Consider the following 20,014-nt stretch of genomic DNA (forward strand, 5'->3'; position numbering starts at 1 on the left):
GCTCTTTGGGGGGACCGCATCACCGTGCCGACCGAATATCTGTGGCAAAATCCGACGGCTGCGCTGGTACTGGGCTATTTGCTGGGGTCGATCCCGTTCGGCGTGCTGCTGACGCGCGCGGCGGGCGCGGGCGATCTTCGGCAGATCGGATCGGGCAATATCGGCGCGACCAATGTGCTGCGCACCGGCCGCAAGGGGCTGGCGGCGGCGACGCTGATCCTCGATGCGTTGAAGGGGTTCGCGGCGGTGTGGATCGCCGAGCGCTATCTCGGCGGCACGGGCGTCGCGGCAGGCGTCGCGGCGTTTCTGGGGCATCTTTATCCGGTCTGGCTACGCTATCTCGGCGGCAAGGGCGTGGCGACGCTGCTCGGTATCGTGCTGGCGCTGCACCCGCCGATCGGGCTGGTCTATGCGGTGGTTTGGATCGCGCTGTTGGCCATTTTCCGAATCTCGTCGCTCGCAGGGATGATCGCGGCGATCAGCGCCCCGATCAGCGCCGGCGTTTTCGGCAGGGTCGATCTTCTCGCGCCTTTGCTCGGCCTGAGTCTGCTCGTGTTGTGGAAGCATCGCGAGAATATCGCGCGTCTGCTGAACGGGACCGAGCCGCGCGTCGGGCGTAGCGGCGGGGCGAGTCCGCGCGCCAATGCCTGATCCGGCCGCCGTCGCACGGCTGCGGTTGATCCGCACGGCGCAGATCGGACCTGTCACCTATGCGCAGTTGATCGCGCGCTTTGGCGATGCGGCGGCGGCAATCGAAGCACTGCCGCAGCTTGCCGCACGCGGCGGTGGTAAGCCCCCGGTGGTCGCGCCGGTGGCGCTCGCCGAACGCGAACTGGCGCAGGTCGCGCGACTCGGTGCGCGGCACCTGTTCCTGGGCGATCCCGAGTATCCGGTGCTTCTGGCCGAACTCGACGATGCGCCCCCGGTCGTGATGCTGCGCGGCAATGTCGCCCTGATGGCGCGCACGACGATCGCGATGGTCGGCGCGCGCAACGCCTCGGCGGCGGCGTGCCGCTTCGCCCGGCAATTGGCGGCGGAATTGGGGCGCGACGGGGTGACGGTCGTTTCCGGGCTGGCGCGCGGGGTGGATACCGCCGCGCATGTCGGGTCTTTGGAGGGCGGCACGATCGGCGTGATCGCGGGTGGGATCGATGTGGTCTATCCGCCGGAAAACGCCGCGCTGCAGGAGCGGATCGCGCAGGAAGGCTTGCTGATCGCCGAGCAACCCCCCGGCACCGAACCGCGCGCGCGGCATTTCCCGTATCGCAACCGCATCATCGCCGGACTGTCGCTCGGCACGGTCGTGGTCGAGGCGGCACCGAAATCCGGCTCGCTGATCACCGCGCGGCTGGCCGGGGAGATGGGGCGTGAGGTGATGGCGGTGCCCGGCAGCCCGCTCGACCCGCGCGCACAAGGCTGCAACGGCCTGATCCGCGACGGGGCGACGCTGATCCAGTCGGCCGCCGACGTGCTGGAAACGGTGCGCCCGATCGACGGCCGGATGGTGCGCAATGCGCGTGACGGCTTCCGCCCCGCCCCGCCCGAGGATGCCAGCGACGCCGAACGCCGTGACGTGACCGATCTGCTCGGCCCGGTGCCGGTGGCGATCGATGAACTGATCCGGCAGTCGGGTCATGCCCCCGCGATCGTGCAGACCGTATTGCTGGAACTCGAACTGGCCGGGCGGCTGGAGCGGCACGCTGGGGGGCGGGTGAGCCTCTCCTAGCGGTCAGGAGCACTTGCATCGATGACAGCGCACGCCGACTTGACGAGCCGCCCCGGACCCCGCCACCCTCGCGCGTACACGTAAGGACGCAACTTCCCCATGCAGCTTGTCATCGTCGAATTGCCCGCCAAGGCCAAAACCATCGAGAAATATCTCGGCAGCGATTACCGCGTGCTCGCCTCCTACGGCCATGTCCGTGATTTGCCGCCGAAGGATGGATCGGTGAATCCGGAAGACGGTTTCGCGATGGAATGGGAAAATTACGCCGACAAGACCAAGCAATTGAAGGCAATCACCGACGAGGCGAAGAAGGCCGATCGCCTGATCCTCGCGACCGATCCGGATCGCGAAGGCGAGGCGATTTCGTGGCACGTCCAGGAGGTGCTGCGGAACCGCAAGGCGCTGCCCAAGGACGTGCAGCGCGTCACTTTCAACGCGATTACCAAGGCGACCGTTACGGAAGCGATGCAGCATCCGCGCGAGCTCGATACCGATCTGATCGACGCGTATCGCGCACGCCGGGCGCTCGATTATCTGGTCGGCTTCACGCTGTCGCCGGTGCTGTGGCGCAAGCTGCCGGGGGCGAAATCGGCGGGGCGCGTGCAATCGGTCGCGCTGCGCCTGATCGTTGCCCGCGAACGCGAGATCGAGGCGTTCCGCCCGCAGGAATATTGGTCGATCACCGCCGACATGGAGCAGGACGGTACGCCGTTCCAGGCGCGGCTCGTAACCTTCGAGGGCAAGAAGCTCGACCGCCTGTCGATCGGCGAGGAAGGCACCGCACAGCGCGCCAAGAAGGCAGTCGAGGACGGGCGCTTCAGCGTATCCTCGGTTGAGGTGAAGCCCGCCACGCGCAACCCGCCGCCGCCCTTCACCACCTCGACATTGCAGCAGGAAGCCTCGCGCAAGCTCGGTTTCTCGGCCGATCACACGATGCGGATCGCACAAGCGCTCTATGAGGACGGCGCGATCACCTACATGCGTACCGATGGCGTGCAGATGGATTCGAGCGCGATTTCCGCCGCGCGGCTGGCCGTCGCGAACCGCTATGACGCGAGCTACGTCCCCGACAAGCCACGCGTCTATCAGACCAAGGCGAAGAACGCGCAGGAAGCGCATGAAGCGATCCGCCCGACCGATTTCAGCAAGGATAAGGCTGGCGGTGGCGATCATGCGCGCTTGTACGATCTGATCTGGAAGCGTGCGCTTGCCAGCCAGATGGCCTCGGCGCGGATGGAACGTACCACGGTCGAGATGCTCGACGGCAGCGGCCAGACCGGCCTGCGCGCGACCGGGCAAGTCGTGCTCTTCCCCGGCTATCTCGCGCTGTACGAGGAAGGTTCGGACGACACGCAGGATGAGGACGCACGCCGCCTGCCGCGCCTGCGCGAGGGCGACGCGCCCGCCAAGAAGGGCGTCACCGCCGAACAGCATTTCACGCAGCCGCCGCCGCGTTTTTCCGAAGCGTCGCTGGTCAAGCGGCTGGAAGAACTCGGCATCGGGCGTCCTTCCACTTACGCCTCGATCATCAAGACGCTGAAGGACCGCGCCTATGTCCGCGTCGAGAAGAACCGCTTCTTCGCCGAGGAATCGGGGCGGCTGGTGACGGCGTTCCTGGAGCGCTTCTTCGAGAAATATGTCGGCTACGACTTTACCGCCGGGCTGGAGGACGAACTCGACGATGTGTCGGGCGGGCGGGCGCAGTGGCAGGCTGTGCTCGACGCCTTCTGGCGCGATTTCAAGCCGCGCACCGCGCAGGTGATGGAGCAGAAGCCGTCCGAAGTGACCGCCGAGCTCGACAAATTCCTCGAACCCTATCTCTTCCCGGAGAAAGCGGACGGCAGCGATCCGCGGCTGTGCCCGAATTGCGGCAAGGGGCAGCTTGCGCTGCGTGGCGGCAAGTTCGGCGCGTTCGTGGCGTGCTCCAACTATCCCGATTGCAAATACACCCGCCGCTTCGGTCAGCCAGGCGCGGATGGCGAGGGCGCCGATACCGGGCCGGAGACGCTCGGCAACGATCCCGAGACGGGGCTACCGGTCGAGCGCAAATCCGGGCGGTTCGGGCCGTATATTCAGATCGGTGAGGGCGAGACGCGCAAGATGGCGTCGATCCCGCGCGACATCGGCGACCTCGATCTGGAATGGGCGCTGAAGCTTCTGAGTCTGCCGCGCACGATCGGCACGCATCCCGAAACCGGCGAGCCGATCACGGCGGCGATCGGGCGCTACGGCCCCTATCTGAAGCATGCCGGCAAATATGCGCGGCTGTCATCGACCGCCGAAGTGTTTGAAACCGGCATGAACGCCGCGGTGGTCAAGCTGGCCGAGGCGGCGGCCGGCGGCGGGCGTCAACAGCGCGGCGCGCAGGCCCCGCTCAAGGTGCTGGGACCGCATCCGCGGACCGAGGCCGAAATCAAGCTGATGGAGGGGCGCTACGGAGCGTACGTCACCGACGGGACGACCAATGCGACGCTGCCCAAATCGATCGAGAAGGATGCGCTGACGCTTGAGGAAGCGGCGCAATTGATCGACGCGCGCGCAGCGGCGGCACCACCGACCAAGGGCAAGAAGAAAGCGGCGGCCAAGAAGGCGCCGGCCAAAAAGGCGGCAGCGAAGAAGCCTGCAGCGAAGAAGGCCCCTGCCAAGAAGGTTACGGCGGAGGCATAACCAGTTCCGTTCGCCCTGGGCGTGTCGAAGGGCAGCGTGCCGCATGGGCGCGATCGCGCGCGCGAGAAGAGGCTTCGACAGACTTAGCCCGAAAGGTAGCGGGACGTGTCGAGGCGAAAGGATCAGGCCGCGCGGCGCTGGTTCCGCATGAGGAACGCGCGCGCCGCGGCCTGGGCGGTTGCGATCTCTCGCGCGGTCATGTCCTCTGCGATGTCGCGGCGGCAATCCTTGGCGGCTTCGCTGCCGGCGACGGCGGCGAGGTTGAACCATTTGTGCGCCTCGATCAGATCGATCCCGACCCCGGTCGATCCGCTCGAATAGACCATGCCGAGATCGTAACAGGCATCGGGATCGCCGCGCGCCGCATCGGCGATCCGGCTGTCGATCAGGAATTGCGCGTTTTTCAGGCTCGTGCCCATGCTCTCAACCCTCGTTAACCATTCCTCTTGGCTGCACCCTGCCAAGGAAGGATCAACGAAAGGTTAACGGGCGATTAGGCATCTTCCGCAGGCGGGACCGCGAGATTGTCGATCAGCCGGGTGTTGCCCAATTTTGCCGCTGCGAGCAGACGCCGGTCGCGCTTGGCGTCGTTGCCCGGTGTCAGCGTTTCGGCATCGACCAGCTCGACATAATCGACCGCGAAACCTGCGGCGGTGAGCGTGTCGCGCGCGGTGGCGAGCGCGGCGTCGGGATCGTCGCCGCGTGCGATGGCCTTGGCCGCCACGCCCAGCGCGCGGGGTAAAGCGACGGCGGCGGCGCGCTGCTCCGCATCGAGATAGACGTTGCGTGAGGACAGCGCGAGGCCGTCATCGTCGCGCTGTGTGGGCACGCCCTGAATCTCGATCGCGAAATCGAGATCGGAAACCATCCGGCGGATGACGGCGAGCTGCTGGAAATCCTTTTCGCCGAACAGCGCGAGATCGGGCTGCACCTGGTTAAAGAGTTTCGAGACCACGGTTGCGACCCCGTCGAAATGCCCCGGTCGCGCCGCCCCGTCGAGCCCGTCGCTGACGCCCGATACCGAAATATTGGTGGCGAAACCGTTCGGGTACATCACCTCGACCGGCGGCAGCCACACGAGATCGCAGCCGGCTGCCTTCAGCATCGCCAGATCGGCGGTTTCCTTGCGCGGATAGCGGGACAGGTCCTCGTTCGGCCCGAATTGCTTGGGATTGACGAAGATCGACGCGACGACCTTGCGGCCCGGCCGCTTCGCCGCCTCGATCAGCGCGATGTGCCCGGCGTGCAGCGCCCCCATCGTCGGGACCAGCGCGATCGATGCGCCGCCGGCGCGAAAATCGGCAATCCCAGAACGGAGCGCTTCAAGGGTACGGATGGTTTGCACAGGCGTGGGGCCTTCGATAAGGACGAAACGACAGGGACGGGGCGGGCCTTCTATGAGGCGGAGCCTAAGCGAACAAGACGGGAAGCGACCACGTTGGCGACTGCTGCGCGAAAGCCACATATAATTGTCTTTGCCAATGAAAAGGGCGGCACGGGCAAATCGACGACGGCGGTGCATGTCGCGATTGCGCTCGCCGCACGCGGTGCACGGGTGTCGGCGCTCGATCTCGATCATCGCCAGCGCACGATGGGGCGCTATTTCGACAATCGCGCGGCGACCGTGAAGCGTACCGGACGCGAGCTGCCGATCCCGAACCACGCTACGCATGACGGCGAGAGCCTGGCGCGCTTTACCGATGCGATGGACAGCCTGTCGGCCGAGGCCGATTTCCTGGTGATCGACACCCCCGGCCGCGACGACCGCTTCGCACGGATGGCGGCCAGCCGGGCCGACACGCTGGTGACACCGATGAACGACAGCTTCGTCGACTTCGACCTGATCGGGCAGGTCGATCCGGAAACGTACAAGGTCACACGCCCCAGCTTCTACGCCGAGCTGATTTGGGAAGCGCGCAAGGTCCGCGCCAAGGCGGATGGATCGACGATCGACTGGGTGGTCCTGCGCAACCGCGTGCAGCATATCGAGGCGCGCAACATGCGCCGCGTGTCCGAAGCGCTCGATCAACTCGCCAAGCGCGTCGGCTTCCGCATCGTGCCGGGGCTGGGCGAGCGCGTCATTTACCGGGAGCTGTTCCCGGCCGGGCTGACCATGCTCGATTCAGGCGAATTCGGCTCGATGGGGCTGGCCCATGTCGCCGCGCGGCAGGAGTTGCGCGAGATGATGGGGGCGCTCGCCCTGCCCGAACCTGTCCTCCCGCTGTTTGCCTGATGGCCAAGGTGCTGATCGTGGCGGCGGTGCTCTTCGGGCTGTGGCTGCTGCTGCGCCCGCACCCGCGCCCGAAGCCTGCGGCGCGGCTGGACGAGGTCGAGGCGCGCGCGGTGCTGGGGGTCGATGCCGGGGCCGATGCCGATGCGATCCGCGCCGCGCACCGGCGGCTGGTATCTGCGGTGCACCCCGACAAAGGTGGCTCGGCCGAGCTGACCCGCCGGATCAACGCTGCGCGCGACCTGCTGCTTGGCCGCTAACGCGCGACACCGTCATTGAACTTTCGCATCGCTCGCCGATTGGGCATGCACGAATAGCCAGGAGCCGACCCGATGACCCACATTTTCCACCCCACGTCGCTGCGCGAATATGACATTCGTGGGATCGTCGGGAAGACATTGGGGCCAGCCGATGCCGATGCGATCGGCCGCGGGTTCGGTACCCGCGTGCGCCGGGCGGGCGGCACGCGCGTAGCGGTTGGCTATGACGGTCGGCTGTCCTCGCCCGAACTGGAAGCGGCGCTGGTCGGCGGCCTGACCGCGGCGGGCGTCGATGTCGTGCGGATCGGCATGGGCCCGACGCCGATGCTCTATTATGCCGAGGCGACGCTAGAAGTGGATGGCGGCATCGAGATAACCGGCAGTCATAATCCCTCCGATTACAATGGCTTCAAGATGGTGCTGCAGCACAAGCCGTTTTTCGGAAAGGACATTCAGGACCTTGGCCGCATGGCGGCGGAGGGCGATTGGGAGACGGGCGAGGGCACCGTCTCGAGCGCCGATATCGAGGACGATTACGTCAACCGGCTGGTCGCGGGCTATGCCGGGGGCAGCTACAAGATCGGCTGGGACGCGGGCAATGGCGTATCGGGCCCGATCATCGAGAAGCTGGTCAAGCTCCTGCCGGGTGAGCATCATCTGCTCTTCACCGATGTCGACGGCAATTTTCCCAACCATCATCCCGATCCGACCGAGGAAAAGAACCTTGCCGATCTGAAGGCGCTGGTCGCCGAGAAGCAGCTCGATTTCGGACTGGCTTTCGATGGTGATGGCGACCGGATCGGCGCGATCGACGGGCAGGGCCGCGTGATCTGGGGCGATCAGATTCTGTCCATTCTGGCGCAGCCTGTGCTGAAGGAACTGCCCGGCGCGACGATCATCGCCGACGTGAAGGCGAGCCAGATGCTGTTCGACCGCGTGAAGGAACTCGGTGGCGAGCCGTTGATGTGGAAGACCGGGCACAGCCTGATCAAGATGAAGATGAAGGAAACCGCCAGCCCGCTTGCCGGGGAAATGAGCGGCCACATCTTCTTCGCGCACGAATTCTACGGCTTCGACGATGCGCAATATGCCGCCGTCCGCCTGATCCGCGCGGTGCACATGATCGGCCAGTCGATGACCGAGCTGCGTGGCGCGATGCCTGCCCTCGTCAACACGCCCGAGATGCGCTTCCAGGTCGATGAAAGCCGCAAGTTCGCGGTGGTCGAGGAAGTGCTCGACCGGCTGGAAGCGGCGGGGGCGGACGTCAACCGCACCGATGGCGCGCGGGTGAACACGCCCGATGGCTGGTGGCTGTTGCGCGCGTCGAACACGCAGGACGTGCTGGTCGCGCGCGCCGAGGCGCGGGATCAGGCCGGGCTCGACCGGTTGCTGGCGATGATCGACGATCAGCTGGCGCAGAGCGGCCTGGCGCGGGGCGAGCAGGCGGCGCATTGAGCAAGGCTGGTCGCGCGGAGAAGACGGTTTTCCACGCGAAGGCGCGAAGCCACGAAGAGTGATCTCCCGCGAAGCGGTATGACACTGGTGCCCGGCAGTCGTCGCTGGGCACCAAATTCTTTGCGCCTTCGCGCCTTGGTGTGATCGCCTCTACCTTTCTTGTTCTCCGTGTCCTCCGCGCCTCTGCGCGAACAAACCTCTTTCTCCGCTCGCAATCGGCGCGGGAAAACGCCACTTAAAGCACGATGCCCCCACCCGCCCCCCAGATCATTCGCGTCATCGACCTTGAAACCACTGGCGAAGCCCCGCCGCTGCACGGCGTGTGTGAAATCGGCTGGCAGGATGTCGCGATGGGCGCGGACGGGCGCTGGGAGATTTACGGCGAGGGCGGTGCGCGGCTGGTCAATCCGGGGCGGCCGATCCCGCCGCTGACACAGGCGATCCATCATATTCTCGACGAACAGGTCGCCGATGCGCCGCTGTGGCACGATGTCGCCCGCAGCGTGCTCGATCCGTACCCGAAGCGCGTCGCGCTCGCGGCGCATCGATCGCTGTATGAAGAGAAATTCTGCACGCCCGCGCTGACGCGCGATGCGCCGTGGATCTGCACATGGAAGTGCGCTCTCCGGCTGTGGCCCGATACGCCAGCCTTTTCGAACCAGCTGCTGCGCTATTGGCGCAAGCCCGAGGGGCTGGAGCATGAACGTGGGCTTCCGGCGCATCGGGCGTTCCCGGACGCCTATGTCACCGCCTTCCATTTGCGCGACATGCTCAACGCGGTCGGGCTGGAGCAGCTCCTGGCCTGGTCGCGCCTGCCGGGGCTGTTGCCGCGGGTGATCCGCCCGGGCCTGGATCGCGGCAAGGAATGGCATGAGATCAGCGACGACTCGCTCGCCATCATGCTCGGCGACCGCGACGAGGACGTCCGCTTTACGGCGGAAACCGAACGCGCGCGGCGGGGCGGCGGCATCGGCTGAACGCGCCCCTGAACGCATCCGCCGACTTGATCTGACGCAACATTAAGCCACTGGCTTCGTTCGTTTGCGCTGCGTAAGGATAGTGCCAATGGCGCGACGGATGGTTTTGGATTTGGGCGTCAGTGAAGGGCGCATCGGGCGCTTCCTGGTGGTGGCCGTCGCGCTGGGCTTTGCCGCGCTGGTCGCCGCTGGCATCGCCGCCGGCTGGTCCACCGCGCGGAACGAGGCGCATACCCAGGCGGTCAACCACACCTATGAGGTGGAACTGGCGATCGACCGCGCGCGCATTGCGATCGAGCAGAGCGAGACGACCCGGCGCGGCTATGTGATGACCGGGCAGCCGATCTTCATCGAATCCTATCGCGAGGGTATGGCGAGCGTACCCAGCCTGATAGGGCGGATCGCGACGTTGACGCGCGACAATCCGGCGCAGCAACGGCGCGTGGCGCTCCTGCGGCGGCTGGTCGACGACATTGCCGCACAACGCGAAAAGACCATTGCCCTGGTCGAGCAGGGCGATCGCGACGGCGCGATTGCGCTGTTCCGCACCGAAACCAGCGGTCACCGGATGCGCGCCGTTCGCGCCGTCGCGCGCGCGCTGGCGGCGGAGGAGGAGCGGTTGCTCGCGATCCGCAATGCCGAGCAGCAGGCGAGCGTCCAGGTGTTCTATGCGACGCTGGCGGTCGCCGGGCTGTTGCTGGTGCTGGTCGCGGCGGTCACGCTCGCGACGATTTTGCGCTACACGCGCGACCTGGCGACGTCGCGCGACAGTTTGCGCGATTTTGCCGATACGCTGGAGGAGCAGGTCGCCGAACGCACCGCCGACCTGACGCGCGCGAACGAGGAGATCCAGCGCTTCGCCTACATCGTCAGCCACGACCTGCGCAGCCCGTTGGTGAACGTGATGGGCTTTACCGCCGAGCTGGAAGGCGCGATCGCGCCGCTTGGCGAACTGGTCGCGCGGGCGGAGGAACGGGCCCCCGATATCGTGAGCGAGGAAGCCAGGCTCGCCGCGCGCGAGGATCTGCCCGAGGCGATCGGCTTCATCCGCAGCTCGACGCAGAAGATGGATCGGCTGATCAACGCGATCCTGAAACTGTCGCGCGAAGGGCGGCGCGTGATCGCGCCGGAACCGCTCGACCTGACCGCGATGATCGACGGTATCGCCGACAGCCTGACGCAGCAGCTTCATCAGCGCGGCGCGGAGATCATCGTCCAGCAGCCCCTGCCCGGCATCGTCAGCGACCGGTTGGCGATCGAGCAGATCTTCTCGAACCTGATCGAGAACGCGGTAAAATATCTCGATCCCAAGCGCGCCGGGCGGATCGAGGTGCGGGGAAAACGCGAGGGCGCGCGGGTGACGTTCGAGATCGCCGATAATGGTCGCGGCATCGCCCCGCACGATCACCAGCGGGTTTTCGACCTGTTTCGCCGATCGGGCAACCAGGATCAGCCGGGCGAGGGGATCGGGCTCGCGCATGTCCGCACCTTGGCCTACCGCCTCGGCGGGGTTATCGACGTGGCGTCCGAACTCGGCCAGGGTGCCACCTTCCGCCTGACCTTACCCGTCACGCTGACCGAAAAAGCCGCCGCAGACATTCCGGGGAAAGCATCATGAGCGCACATCAATCCGTCAGCATCATCATGATCGAGGACGATGAGGGCCATGCCCGTCTGATCGAAAAGAATATCCGCCGCGCCGGAATCAGCAACAGCATCACCCATTTCACCGACGGCACGACCGCGCTCGACTATCTGTTCAACGCGGAGGAAGGGCCGCAGCGTAACGGGCCTGCCTTGGTGCTGCTCGATCTCAATCTGCCCGATATGAGCGGGACCGACATCCTGACCAAGATCAAGGCCGCCGAAGGGCCGTTGCGCCGCACGCCCGTCGTCGTGTTGACGACGACCGACGACAAGGTCGAAATCCAGCGCTGCTACGATCTCGGCTGCAACGTCTACATCACCAAGCCGGTGAATTACGAAAGTTTCGCGCAGGCCATCCGCCAGCTCGGCCTGTTCCTCTCGGTCATTCAGGTGCCCGAAACGCAGCCCGAGGCATAAGGGCCGCTGTGACGAGGGTTCTCTATATCGATGACGATGCCGGGCTGCGGCGTCTGGCGTCCCGCACCCTCGTTCGGCACGGCTTTGCGGTGACGGTGGCGGAGGGTGGCGCGGAGGGCGTCGCGCTGGCGCAGGCCGAACCGTTCGATCTGATCGCGGTCGACCATTATATGCCGGGGATGGACGGGCTGGAGACGCTGGAGCAGCTCCGCACGCTGCCCGATGTGCCGCCGGTCGTCTATGTCACCGGTTCCGAGGAAGGTCGGATCGCGGTTGCGGCGCTCAAGGCCGGGGCGGCCGACTATGTCGTAAAATCGGTCGGCGGCGATTTCTTCGATTTGCTGGCCAGCGCGTTCGAACAGGTGCTCGAACGCAGCGCGCTCGAACGCGACAAGGCCGCGGCCGAGGATGAGCTGCGCGCCAGCAACGCGCGCCTTGAGGCGTTATTGAGCGAGGTCAACCACCGCGTCGCCAACAGCCTGCAGATCGTCTCGGCGATGGTCCGGATGCAGGCGGCGGCACTCGACAATGAAGATGCGCGGCTCGCGCTGGAGGATACGCAGCGCCGCATCGCCGCGATCGCGCAAGTCCATCGGCGGCTCTACACCAGCAACAATGTCGAGCAGGTCGACATGCGCGAATATTTGGGGGCGTTGGTCGAGGAATTGGGCGAGACCTGGTCGAGCCCGACCGCGCCGCGCACGCTGTCGCTGGCGGCCGATCCGATCCGGCTATCGACCGATCGCGCCGTGTCGCTTGGCGTGATCGTCACCGAACTGGTCAGCAACGCGTGCAAATATGCGTATCCCAGCGACGGCGGCGAGGTGCGGGTGTCGCTGACCGACGATGGCGACGCGCACTTTCGTCTCGCGGTGGAGGATGACGGCGTCGGCATGGTCGCCGATGCCGCCCCGCGCGGGACGGGGGTCGGCACCAAGCTGATCCGCGCGATGGCGCAAAGCCTGCAGTCGAGCGTGGAATATGGCACGAGCACGCGATCGGGCGTGCGCGCGACGCTACGCGCCGCGCTGCACTAACCCCGGCGTATTAGCGCGGCTTGCGGAACTTGTAGACGAACTGGTCGGTGTGGCCGCGGATGGCGGGGTCGAACACGTTCGCCTTGTGATCGTCCGCCGGATTGGCGAGCGCGGTGCTTTCGCCGACGAATTCGAACCCGGCGCGGACGACTTGCGTCTTGACGGTGGCGGGGTCGATCCGGTGCGTCGTGTTGGTGCTGGCCAGGCCGCTGCCGGGGTCGGCATGATCGATCACGATATAGGTGCCGCCGGGCTTCAGCGCCTTCAGCACGGCGGCGTTCATCGCGTCGATCGCGGCTTCGCCGCCATTGTTGTTGATGTCGTGATAATTCTGCACGGTCCAGACCAGATCGACCGGTTCGGAGGCGCCGACGATTCCGGCGTCGAGCACCTTCAGCGTGACGTTGGACATGTGCCGCGCTTCGAGCGCGGAAAGCGTCTTGGCGGCATATTTCGCGCCGGCGGCCGGCCAGATCGCATAGACATGGCCGGTCTTGCCGACCACGCCCGAGAATATCCGCGTCCAATAGCCCGCGCCGGGCAAGAAATCGAGCACCTCGTCGCCCGGCCCGACGCCGGAGAAGGCGAGGACCTCTGCCGCCTTGCGCCGCGTATCGTCACCCGCCTGATCGGCCCGTTCGGGGTTGGCGAGGCCCGCCGCCACCGCGCGCGCGGTCTCCTTCGCGCTGTGCTTCGATGCGGGCACGCCCGCCGCCACCGCCGCACTGGCCAGCAATGCCACCGCCGCTATACCGGAAAGAAAGCCACGCATGTCCCGCACTCCCCTTTGCTCGCGCCTCAGACGTCGAGATTGGCGACGCTCAGCGCATTCTCCTGGATGAATTCGCGCCGCGGCTCGACCACATCGCCCATCAGCCGGGTGAAGATCTCGTCGGCCACATCGGCCTGGTCGATCTCGACGCGCAGCATCGACCGCACCTGCGGGTCGAGCGTCGTCTCCCACAATTGCTCGGCATTCATTTCACCGAGACCCTTGTAGCGCTGGATGGCCAGACCCTTGCGGCCCGCAGCAAGAACCGCTTCGAGCAATTGCGAGGGGCGGGCGACCATCGTCGATCCCTTCGCGGGCGTAGCCACTGGTGCCTGCGCCGGTGCCTCTGTCGCTGCGGCGTCATCTTCGGCGGCATCGGTTTCTGCCTGTGCGGCGGCTGCTGCTTTGGACGAGACGATGCGCGCGGTGTGCTCATACGCCTCGCCCTGTTCGACCGCGAGGCCGTGCAGCTTGCGCGCTTCGGCGGACCCGAGGAATGCGCCTTCGATGATGTGGTGATCGGTCACGCCGCGCCACACGCGCTCGACATGGAAGCCGCCATCCTCGGCGAGCCGCGCCGACCAGCGCGCCTCGGGGTCGCCGGCATCGAGCCCGCGCACGACCTGCACGACGACCTCGCGGCGCGCTTCCAGGTCGAGCGCCGGATCGAGCGCGCCGCCCATCGCCAGCGCCTCGACGATCGTCGGATCGTAACGCCGCGGCACGTAGCGCATCAACGTGCGCATCCGCCGCGCATGATCGACCAATGTCCGCAGATCGGCACCCGAGCGCGAACCGCCCTGCGTCCCTTCCAGCACTGTGCCTGCGACGCCTGCCTCGACCAGATATTCCTCGAGCGCGGCATCGTCCTTCAGATACACTTCCGATCGCCCGCGCGTTGCTTTGTAGAGCGGCGGCTGCGCGATGTAGAGGTGCCCGTTCGCGATGATCTCGGGCATCTGGCGGTAGAAGAAGGTCAGCAGCAGCGTACGAATATGCGCGCCGTCCACGTCTGCGTCGGTCATGATGACGATCTTGTGGTAGCGCAGCTTCTCGACGTTGAAATCGTCACGGCCGATGCCGGTGCCCATCGCCTGAATCAGCGTCCCGATTTCCTTCGACGACAGCATCCGGTCGAAGCGCGCGCGCTCGACGTTCAGGATCTTGCCTCGAAGCGGCAGGATCGCCTGGAAGTGCCGGTCGCGGCCCTGCTTGGCCGAACCACCGGCCGAGTCGCCCTCGACCAGGAACAGTTCGGACTTGGCCGGATCGCGCTCCTGGCAATCGGCGAGCTTGCCGGGCAGCGACGCGATATCCATCACGCCCTTGCGCCGGGTCAGCTCGCGCGCCTTCTTGGCGGCTTCGCGCGCGGCGGCTGCGTCGATGATCTTGGCGACGATCGCCTTGCCGTGCGCAGGGTTTTCCTCGAGCCATTCGGCGAGCTTGTCGGCCATCAGGCTTTCGAGTGGTTGACGCACCTCGGACGAGACGAGCTTGTCCTTGGTCTGGCTGCTGAACTTCGGGTCGGGCAGCTTGACCGAGACGATTGCGGTCAGCCCTTCGCGCATGTCGTCGCCGGTCAGCGTCACCTTCTCCTTTTTCAGGAGGCCCGATTTATCGGCATAATTGTTGAGCGTCCGCGTCAGCGCCGCGCGGAACGCCGCCAGATGCGTGCCGCCGTCACGCTGCGGGATGTTGTTGGTGAAGCACAGGACGTTTTCGTAATAGCTGTCGTTCCACTCCAGCGCGACGTCGATCGTCACATCGTCGCGCGTGCCCGCAATTGCCACCGGCTCGGGCATGAGCGGCACCTTGTTGCGATCGAGATACTTCACGAACGCCGCGATCCCGCCCTCGTAATAGAGTTCGACCGTCTTGGCGTCGGCATGGCGCGCATCGTTGAGGAACAGCCGCACGCCGGAATTGAGGAAGGCGAGTTCGCGATAGCGATGTTCGAGCTTGTCGAAATCGAACTCGGTGATCTTGAAAGTGGCTGGGCTCGGCAGAAAGGTGACGCGCGTCCCCTTCTTGCCCGGCGCCGGGCCGACGACCTTCAGCGGTGCGACCGCATCGCCGAACGCGAAGCGCATGTAATGTTCCTGGCCGTCGCGGAAGATCGTCAGATCGAGCCATTCGGAAAGAGCGTTGACCACCGACACGCCGACGCCGTGCAGCCCGCCGGAAACCTTGTACGCGTTGTCGTCGGAGGTGTTCTCGAACTTACCGCCGGCGTGGAGCTGGGTCATGATGACCTCGGCGGCCGACACGCCTTCCTCGCTATGGATGCCGGTCGGAATCCCGCGGCCATTGTCCTCGACCGAGACCGATCCGTCGGCATTGAGCGTGATGTCGATCCGGTCGCAATGCCCGGCAAGCGCCTCGTCGATCGCATTGTCGGACACTTCGAACACCATGTGGTGCAGGCCCGAACCATCGTCCGTATCGCCAATGTACATGCCCGGGCGCTTGCGCACCGCGTCCAGGCCTTTCAGTACCTTGATGGAATCTGCGCCGTAATCGTTTGTGTTGGGGTCTTCTGCCATGCCAAGCATATAGGATCGGCGAGGGCAAAACGGAAGCGAAATGGACGCCAGGCGCGCGGCAGCGCGGTGTCGTTTTGCCGGTCGTACGGGGGATTAGGCGCCTTGCTCCGGCAAACCTTCGCACAGCCACGCCTCCGCCACGCGACGGTTGTTGAACCATTGGGCGGTGTCGCGTTTCAGGACGCGCTGCATTTGCATCGGGGACAAGGTTGCGTCGGCCACGACCGCCAACCGCCGCGAGGTGTAGCGCGGGTCGCCAAGCACGCTTTGTAATGCCGCGACGACATCCTGCGATTGCAGGCTGAAACCGGACACGTCGAACAAGGTGAGATGTTCGCCTGGGCCCAGCCCCAGACTGTCGATCGCCGCCTTCACGTCAAGCGCGACCTGAATGACTCTGGGTACATCAAAGACTCCGCCCACCGTGATGTCGACGAGCTGTTTCTGAGGATAGACCCGTATGACGTGTGTCGCGATCATGCCGCTCTGTCTGTCATCGCGTCAGCAGATTCAATAGGCCGAAAGGGTTAGCGCGCCGACCGTGGCCGGCGCGCGTCCCCTGTGTCAGTTCAGGCGCATGAAGCGATCGGCACGCTGGCCGAGCAGCGTCACCTCGACCCGCCGGTTCTGGCGCATTCCTCCCGGCGTCGCGTTGGAGGCGACCGGATCGGCCTCGCCATGCCCGACGACCGAGAACCGCGCGCGCGTGACGCCCATCTGGTCGAAAGCGCTGCGCACCGCATCGGCGCGGCGTTCGGACAGCGCCTGATTGTGCGCATCGGTCCCGCGCGAATCGGTATAGCCGTTGATCGCGACGCGCACGCCGGGTTCGGAGCGCAGATAGTCGGCGAGCGTACGCAGCTTGTCGATCGCTCCGGGGCGCAGCACCGCGCTGTCGGTCGCGAATAGCACGTCCTCGTCCAGCCGCATCGTTGCGCCGCGCGCCGTCTGGCGGAAGCCATAGCCGCGCATCGCGCCGCGATCCCATGCACCGACCGCGGGGCCGCGGTCCTCGACCACCACCACCGTGTCGCGCGATGCCCAGTCGAAGCGGTCGCGGCGCGGCCCCGCGACCGCGGCAAAGGCGCGGTTGGCGGCGCTGGCCTCGCGCGGGCTGATGAAGCCGTCGCGGTTGAAATCGAAATTGCGCATCACGAAGGCGCGCCCGCGCGGCGAGCGGCGCAGTTCGGGGTAGAGGATCGGCACGCCCCGGCCCTCCAGCCGATATTCGCCCGCGCGCCAGTCATAACGGTCCTGCGCCGTGGCGGCGGTCGCGCTCAATCCTGCCGCGGCGGCCGTTGCCGCGAGAACGATCTTGATAAGGGTACGCATCACACTTCTCCATGGCCCCCGCTCCGTGGGGCAGCCGTGCGCCCGAGCGCTTGAACGCGGCGTGAGTTCCCTGGAAAGGCGCGGTTCAGCGTGCGCCGAGCGCCAGGCGCACCGCGTCGTTGCCGATCTCGGCGAACAGCGCGTCCTCGGTGCCGGTCATCCACACCTGCCCCTTGCCCGCCAGCCGATCGAACAGCGCGGCGCGGCGCAGCGGGTCGAGATGCGCCGCGACTTCGTCGAGCAGCAGCACCGGCGGCGCGCCGGTGCGTTCGGCGACGAGATCGGCATGCGCGAGGATCAGGCCGAGCAGTAGCGCCTTCTGCTCGCCGGTCGAGCACAGCGCCGCCGCCTGATTCTTGCCGAGGTGCGTGACGGAAAGGTCGCTGCGGTGCGGGCCAACCAACGCGCGCCCCGCCGCCGCATCGCGCCGCCTGCTGTCGGCGAGATCGCGCGCCAGCGTATCGCCGCCGCCGGTCCAGCCATCGAGCGCGAGACCGGCACGCGCAAAAGGGCCTTCGGGCTGGCCGGCCAGCCGCTCGGCGAGTGCCGCCACCGTCTCCCGCCGCGCCGCGTCGATCGCCGCGCCATGCTCGGCCATTTGCGCCTCCAGCGCCGACACCCACTCGCGGTCGGGGGGCGTCTCCTCGGCGAGCAGGCGGTTGCGCGCGCGCATCGCTGCTTCGTAGCGATTGGAATGGACCGCATGCGCCGGTGCCAGCGCAAGCGTCAGCCGATCGAGGAAGCGGCGGCGTTCCCCCGCGGGCTCGACGAACAATCGGTCCATCGCCGGGGTCAGCCACAGCACGGTGAGCCATTCGGCGAGCGCAGTTGCGGCGACCGATGATCCCTGCACCCGCACGATGCGGCGCTCGGGCGCGCTGGCCTGTGCGCCGGTGGCAATCGCCACGTCTCCGGTCAAATCGGCCGCGACGCCGAACCCGCCCGGCCCACCCTGTCGCGCGATCTCGCTGAGGCTGGCGCGGCGCAATCCGCGACCGGGTGCGAGCAGCGACACCGCCTCCAGCACATTGGTCTTGCCCGCGCCATTCTCGCCGGTCAGCACGACGAAGCCCGCGCCCGGCGCGATCGTCAACGCGGCGTGATTGCGAAAATCGGTCAGGACCAGGCGCGACAGCATCACGCCCGCTCTACCGGGTCGCGCAGCTTTCGCAATTTATGCCGGTGTTTAGGCGGCGACCGGCTCGGCGCGGTTGCTGAGATAGGAGGCCATTTCCGGCCCCAATTCGCGCTGCGCCTTCAGATACGCGACCGGCGTCGCGATGCCGAGCCGCGCGCGCGCGGCGTCGATCGGTTCGGCGAGCAGCGTTTCGTAATCCTCGCCCGACAGCCACTTCGCCTTGCGGCCGTTGCGATAGCCCTCCCACACGGCGCGCGCGAACAGCGTGTTGCGCGTGACGCCGAGGCTCTTGAGCGCGGCGGCGGCGGCGATGAAGGCCCAGCCGAGCCCGCCGACCTGCGCATAACTGAACGCGACGAGGCAGGCCTCGCCCAGCGATTCGTCGGCCTTGTAGCCGGTCATGACGTGCCAGATGTCGTGCGTGTCGCGCACGCGCCGTCCGAACCAGGCGTAGGGATGCTGGACCTGATCCTCGCTGATGACCTTGCTCACCGCGACCAGGCCGTCGGCGGAATAGCCGGTCGTCTCCAGGAAATGCCGATAGGCCGCACCGACCGTGCCGGGCGCAAATTGCGCGACGAAGGCAGGGTCGGAGAAACGCTCGGCAAGCTCGACCTGCGCGCAGGCCAGGCGTCCGCCTTGTTCGCTCGCGATCAGCCGCGCGTAATTCATCGGCGCATTGCCCACGTTCAGCGCGCGCATGATGCGGAACACCTGCGTCGTGTCGTCGCCATTGGCGAGCAGGCGGCGGATCGCGTCGAACGCAGTACGCCAGTCGCGACGACCGCTGGTGCCGGAAAAGGAGGAAGCTTCGCCATCCGAGTCGATCCTTACTGACAACAATGTTAATAGGTGATCGCGCGGCTTCGGTCAAGCCGCCTGCACTTTGCCGTCCATCCTAGGCGATTCGATCGGATGCGGGTTTGAATCCGCCGCACGAACGACGATATGGGGCGGCATGACACAGATCACCGTCGCCGCGCTGCAACTCGCCTTCTCGTCGGATATCGACGCGAACATCGCCAACGTCTCCGCTCTGGTGCGCGAGGCGGCGGGGAAGGGTGCGAGTGTCATCCTGCCGCCCGAATTGTTCGAAGGCGAATATTTCTGCCGGGTGGAGGATGAGGGCCTGTTCGCCAATGCGAAACCCGTGGGGCAGCACAAGGCGGTGCTGGCGATGCAGCAGCTTGCCGCCGAATTGCAGGTAACGATCCCGACCAGCTTCTTCGAGGCGGACGGGCCGCATCATTACAATTCGCTGGCGATGATCGGGCCGGATGGGAAGGTTCAGGGCGTCTATCGCAAGAGCCACATTCCCGATGGGCCGGGCTATGAGGAGAAATTCTATTTCCGGCCCGGCAATACCGGTTTCAAGGTATGGCCGGGGCCGGACGCGACCACGCTCGGCGTCGGGATCTGCTGGGACCAATGGTATCCCGAAACCGCGCGCGCGCTGATGCTGATGGGATCGGACGTCCTGTTCTTCCCGACCGCGATCGGCAGCGAACCGCACGATACGTCTCTCGACACGGCTCGGTTGTGGCGGCGCGCGATGGTGGGCCATTCCGTGTCCAACGTGGTGCCGGTGGTCGCCGCCAACCGCATCGGCGTGGAGCACGGCCAGACCTTTTACGGCACCAGCTTCATTGCGGATGAACGCGGCGATATCGTCGCGGAGCTGGGTCGCGAGGAGGAAGGCGTGCTGGTCGCGACCTTCGATCTCGACCGCGTCAAGCGCCACCGCGCGGCGTTCGGCTTCTTCCGCGATCGTCGGCCGGAGCTTTACGGGCGCCTGGTGCAGGACATCTGAGGG

19 protein-coding genes are annotated in these 20,014 nt (G+C 66.3%); 11 read left to right on the forward strand and 8 right to left on the reverse strand.

The features are described 5' to 3' along the window. Window positions 1–24 precede the first annotated feature (24 nt). The 3 genes from plsY (at window position 25) to topA (ending at window position 4,393) form a co-directional block, all read left to right on the forward strand. A complete protein-coding gene (gene plsY / locus AB5I39_RS09200; protein WP_404374094.1) occupies window positions 25–651 on the forward strand; it encodes a glycerol-3-phosphate 1-O-acyltransferase PlsY in 627 nt (208 codons plus the stop codon). After that, window positions 644–1,726 carry a DNA-processing protein DprA gene (dprA, locus tag AB5I39_RS09205; RefSeq protein WP_404365581.1) on the forward strand — a complete coding sequence of 361 codons (1,083 nt, stop codon included), beginning with the start codon at window positions 644–646 and terminating at the stop codon, window positions 1,724–1,726. Before plsY ends, dprA begins: the two co-directional genes overlap by 8 nt. A gap of 99 nt (window positions 1,727–1,825) precedes the next feature. Beyond that, window positions 1,826–4,393, forward strand: coding sequence for a type I DNA topoisomerase (gene topA / locus AB5I39_RS09210; RefSeq protein WP_404365584.1), 2,568 nt, complete (start codon window positions 1,826–1,828; stop codon window positions 4,391–4,393). A gap of 122 nt (window positions 4,394–4,515) precedes the next feature. Here the strand turns inward: topA and AB5I39_RS09215 are convergent, their stop codons facing one another. Then, entirely contained in the window at window positions 4,516–4,812 is a 297-nt protein-coding gene (locus AB5I39_RS09215) for a hypothetical protein (protein WP_404365587.1), read from the reverse strand. Window positions 4,813–4,886: 74 nt separating this feature from the next. Next, the gene (gene panC, locus AB5I39_RS09220; RefSeq protein WP_404365590.1) at window positions 4,887–5,738 is read right to left on the reverse strand and encodes a pantoate--beta-alanine ligase; all 852 of its coding nucleotides are present in this window, start codon (window positions 5,736–5,738) and stop codon (window positions 4,887–4,889) included. Window positions 5,739–5,831: 93 nt separating this feature from the next. Between panC and AB5I39_RS09225 the strand changes: the two genes are divergently transcribed. The 7 genes from AB5I39_RS09225 (at window position 5,832) to AB5I39_RS09255 (ending at window position 12,416) form a co-directional block, all read left to right on the forward strand. Next, complete coding sequence (locus tag AB5I39_RS09225; RefSeq protein WP_404365593.1) at window positions 5,832–6,626, forward strand: division plane positioning ATPase MipZ; 795 nt, start codon at window positions 5,832–5,834, stop codon at window positions 6,624–6,626. Then, the gene (locus AB5I39_RS09230) at window positions 6,626–6,883 is read left to right on the forward strand and encodes a J domain-containing protein (protein ID WP_404365596.1); all 258 of its coding nucleotides are present in this window, start codon (window positions 6,626–6,628) and stop codon (window positions 6,881–6,883) included. Before AB5I39_RS09225 ends, AB5I39_RS09230 begins: the two co-directional genes overlap by 1 nt. A gap of 72 nt (window positions 6,884–6,955) precedes the next feature. Then, window positions 6,956–8,338, forward strand: a complete 1,383-nt coding sequence (gene pgmG / locus AB5I39_RS09235) for a phosphoglucomutase/phosphomannomutase PgmG (protein ID WP_404365599.1) — start codon at window positions 6,956–6,958, stop codon at window positions 8,336–8,338. A gap of 245 nt (window positions 8,339–8,583) precedes the next feature. Beyond that, the gene (locus AB5I39_RS09240) at window positions 8,584–9,315 is read left to right on the forward strand and encodes an exonuclease domain-containing protein (RefSeq protein ID WP_404365602.1); all 732 of its coding nucleotides are present in this window, start codon (window positions 8,584–8,586) and stop codon (window positions 9,313–9,315) included. 88 nt (window positions 9,316–9,403) lie between these two features. Next, entirely contained in the window at window positions 9,404–10,933 is a 1,530-nt protein-coding gene (locus tag AB5I39_RS09245) for a CHASE3 domain-containing protein (RefSeq protein WP_404365605.1), read from the forward strand. Beyond that, on the forward strand, window positions 10,930–11,379 hold the full coding sequence (locus AB5I39_RS09250; RefSeq protein WP_404365608.1) for a response regulator: 450 nt from the start codon (window positions 10,930–10,932) through the stop codon (window positions 11,377–11,379). The genes AB5I39_RS09245 and AB5I39_RS09250 overlap by 4 nt, the downstream gene beginning before the upstream one ends. Window positions 11,380–11,387: 8 nt before the next feature. Further along, window positions 11,388–12,416, forward strand: a complete 1,029-nt coding sequence (locus AB5I39_RS09255) for a sensor histidine kinase (RefSeq protein WP_404365610.1) — start codon at window positions 11,388–11,390, stop codon at window positions 12,414–12,416. A gap of 10 nt (window positions 12,417–12,426) precedes the next feature. Here AB5I39_RS09255 and AB5I39_RS09260 read toward each other — a convergent pair whose 3' ends face one another. The 6 genes from AB5I39_RS09260 to AB5I39_RS09285 form a co-directional block, all read right to left on the reverse strand. After that, the gene (locus AB5I39_RS09260) at window positions 12,427–13,188 is read right to left on the reverse strand and encodes a class I SAM-dependent methyltransferase (protein WP_404365613.1); all 762 of its coding nucleotides are present in this window, start codon (window positions 13,186–13,188) and stop codon (window positions 12,427–12,429) included. Window positions 13,189–13,214: 26 nt separating this feature from the next. Beyond that, window positions 13,215–15,731, reverse strand: a complete 2,517-nt coding sequence (gene gyrB / locus AB5I39_RS09265; RefSeq protein WP_404365616.1) for a DNA topoisomerase (ATP-hydrolyzing) subunit B — start codon at window positions 15,729–15,731, stop codon at window positions 13,215–13,217. A 93-nt stretch (window positions 15,732–15,824) separates the two neighbouring features. Continuing rightward, complete coding sequence (locus tag AB5I39_RS09270) at window positions 15,825–16,211, reverse strand: hypothetical protein (protein WP_404365618.1); 387 nt, start codon at window positions 16,209–16,211, stop codon at window positions 15,825–15,827. 84 nt (window positions 16,212–16,295) lie between these two features. After that, a complete protein-coding gene (locus AB5I39_RS09275; protein ID WP_404365621.1) occupies window positions 16,296–17,063 on the reverse strand; it encodes an OmpA family protein in 768 nt (255 codons plus the stop codon). Window positions 17,064–17,148: 85 nt separating this feature from the next. Next, a complete protein-coding gene (gene recF / locus AB5I39_RS09280; RefSeq protein WP_404365624.1) occupies window positions 17,149–18,201 on the reverse strand; it encodes a DNA replication/repair protein RecF in 1,053 nt (350 codons plus the stop codon). Window positions 18,202–18,249: 48 nt separating this feature from the next. Beyond that, window positions 18,250–19,041, reverse strand: coding sequence for a Coq4 family protein (locus AB5I39_RS09285; protein ID WP_404365627.1), 792 nt, complete (start codon window positions 19,039–19,041; stop codon window positions 18,250–18,252). A gap of 118 nt (window positions 19,042–19,159) precedes the next feature. On the opposite strand from AB5I39_RS09285, the gene aguB reads away from it, so the two are divergent. After that, entirely contained in the window at window positions 19,160–20,011 is an 852-nt protein-coding gene (gene aguB, locus AB5I39_RS09290; RefSeq protein ID WP_404365630.1) for an N-carbamoylputrescine amidase, read from the forward strand. Window positions 20,012–20,014: the final 3 nt, after the last annotated feature.

The organism is Sphingomonas sp. MMS24-J45 (genome assembly GCF_044881195.1).
Lineage (GTDB): Bacteria > Pseudomonadota > Alphaproteobacteria > Sphingomonadales > Sphingomonadaceae > Sphingomonas.

Excerpts from the sequence above, each read along its gene's own strand:
- AB5I39_RS09240 (WP_404365602.1), top strand. The coding sequence starts at position 8,584 with ATGCCCCCACCCGCCCCCCAGATCATTCGCGTCATCGACCTTGAAACC.
- AB5I39_RS09250 (WP_404365608.1), top strand. The coding sequence starts at position 10,930 with ATGAGCGCACATCAATCCGTCAGCATCATCATGATCGAGGACGATGAG.
- AB5I39_RS09230 (WP_404365596.1), top strand. The coding sequence starts at position 6,626 with ATGGCCAAGGTGCTGATCGTGGCGGCGGTGCTCTTCGGGCTGTGGCTG.
- AB5I39_RS09270 (WP_404365618.1), bottom strand. The coding sequence starts at position 16,211 with ATGATCGCGACACACGTCATACGGGTCTATCCTCAGAAACAGCTCGTC.
- topA (WP_404365584.1), top strand. The coding sequence starts at position 1,826 with ATGCAGCTTGTCATCGTCGAATTGCCCGCCAAGGCCAAAACCATCGAG.
- gyrB (WP_404365616.1), bottom strand. The coding sequence starts at position 15,731 with ATGGCAGAAGACCCCAACACAAACGATTACGGCGCAGATTCCATCAAG.
- AB5I39_RS09245 (WP_404365605.1), top strand. The coding sequence starts at position 9,404 with ATGGCGCGACGGATGGTTTTGGATTTGGGCGTCAGTGAAGGGCGCATC.
- AB5I39_RS09260 (WP_404365613.1), bottom strand. The coding sequence starts at position 13,188 with ATGCGTGGCTTTCTTTCCGGTATAGCGGCGGTGGCATTGCTGGCCAGT.
- aguB (WP_404365630.1), top strand. The coding sequence starts at position 19,160 with ATGACACAGATCACCGTCGCCGCGCTGCAACTCGCCTTCTCGTCGGAT.
- AB5I39_RS09275 (WP_404365621.1), bottom strand. The coding sequence starts at position 17,063 with ATGCGTACCCTTATCAAGATCGTTCTCGCGGCAACGGCCGCCGCGGCA.
- pgmG (WP_404365599.1), top strand. The coding sequence starts at position 6,956 with ATGACCCACATTTTCCACCCCACGTCGCTGCGCGAATATGACATTCGT.
- AB5I39_RS09215 (WP_404365587.1), bottom strand. The coding sequence starts at position 4,812 with ATGGGCACGAGCCTGAAAAACGCGCAATTCCTGATCGACAGCCGGATC.
- dprA (WP_404365581.1), top strand. The coding sequence starts at position 644 with ATGCCTGATCCGGCCGCCGTCGCACGGCTGCGGTTGATCCGCACGGCG.
- recF (WP_404365624.1), bottom strand. The coding sequence starts at position 18,201 with ATGCTGTCGCGCCTGGTCCTGACCGATTTTCGCAATCACGCCGCGTTG.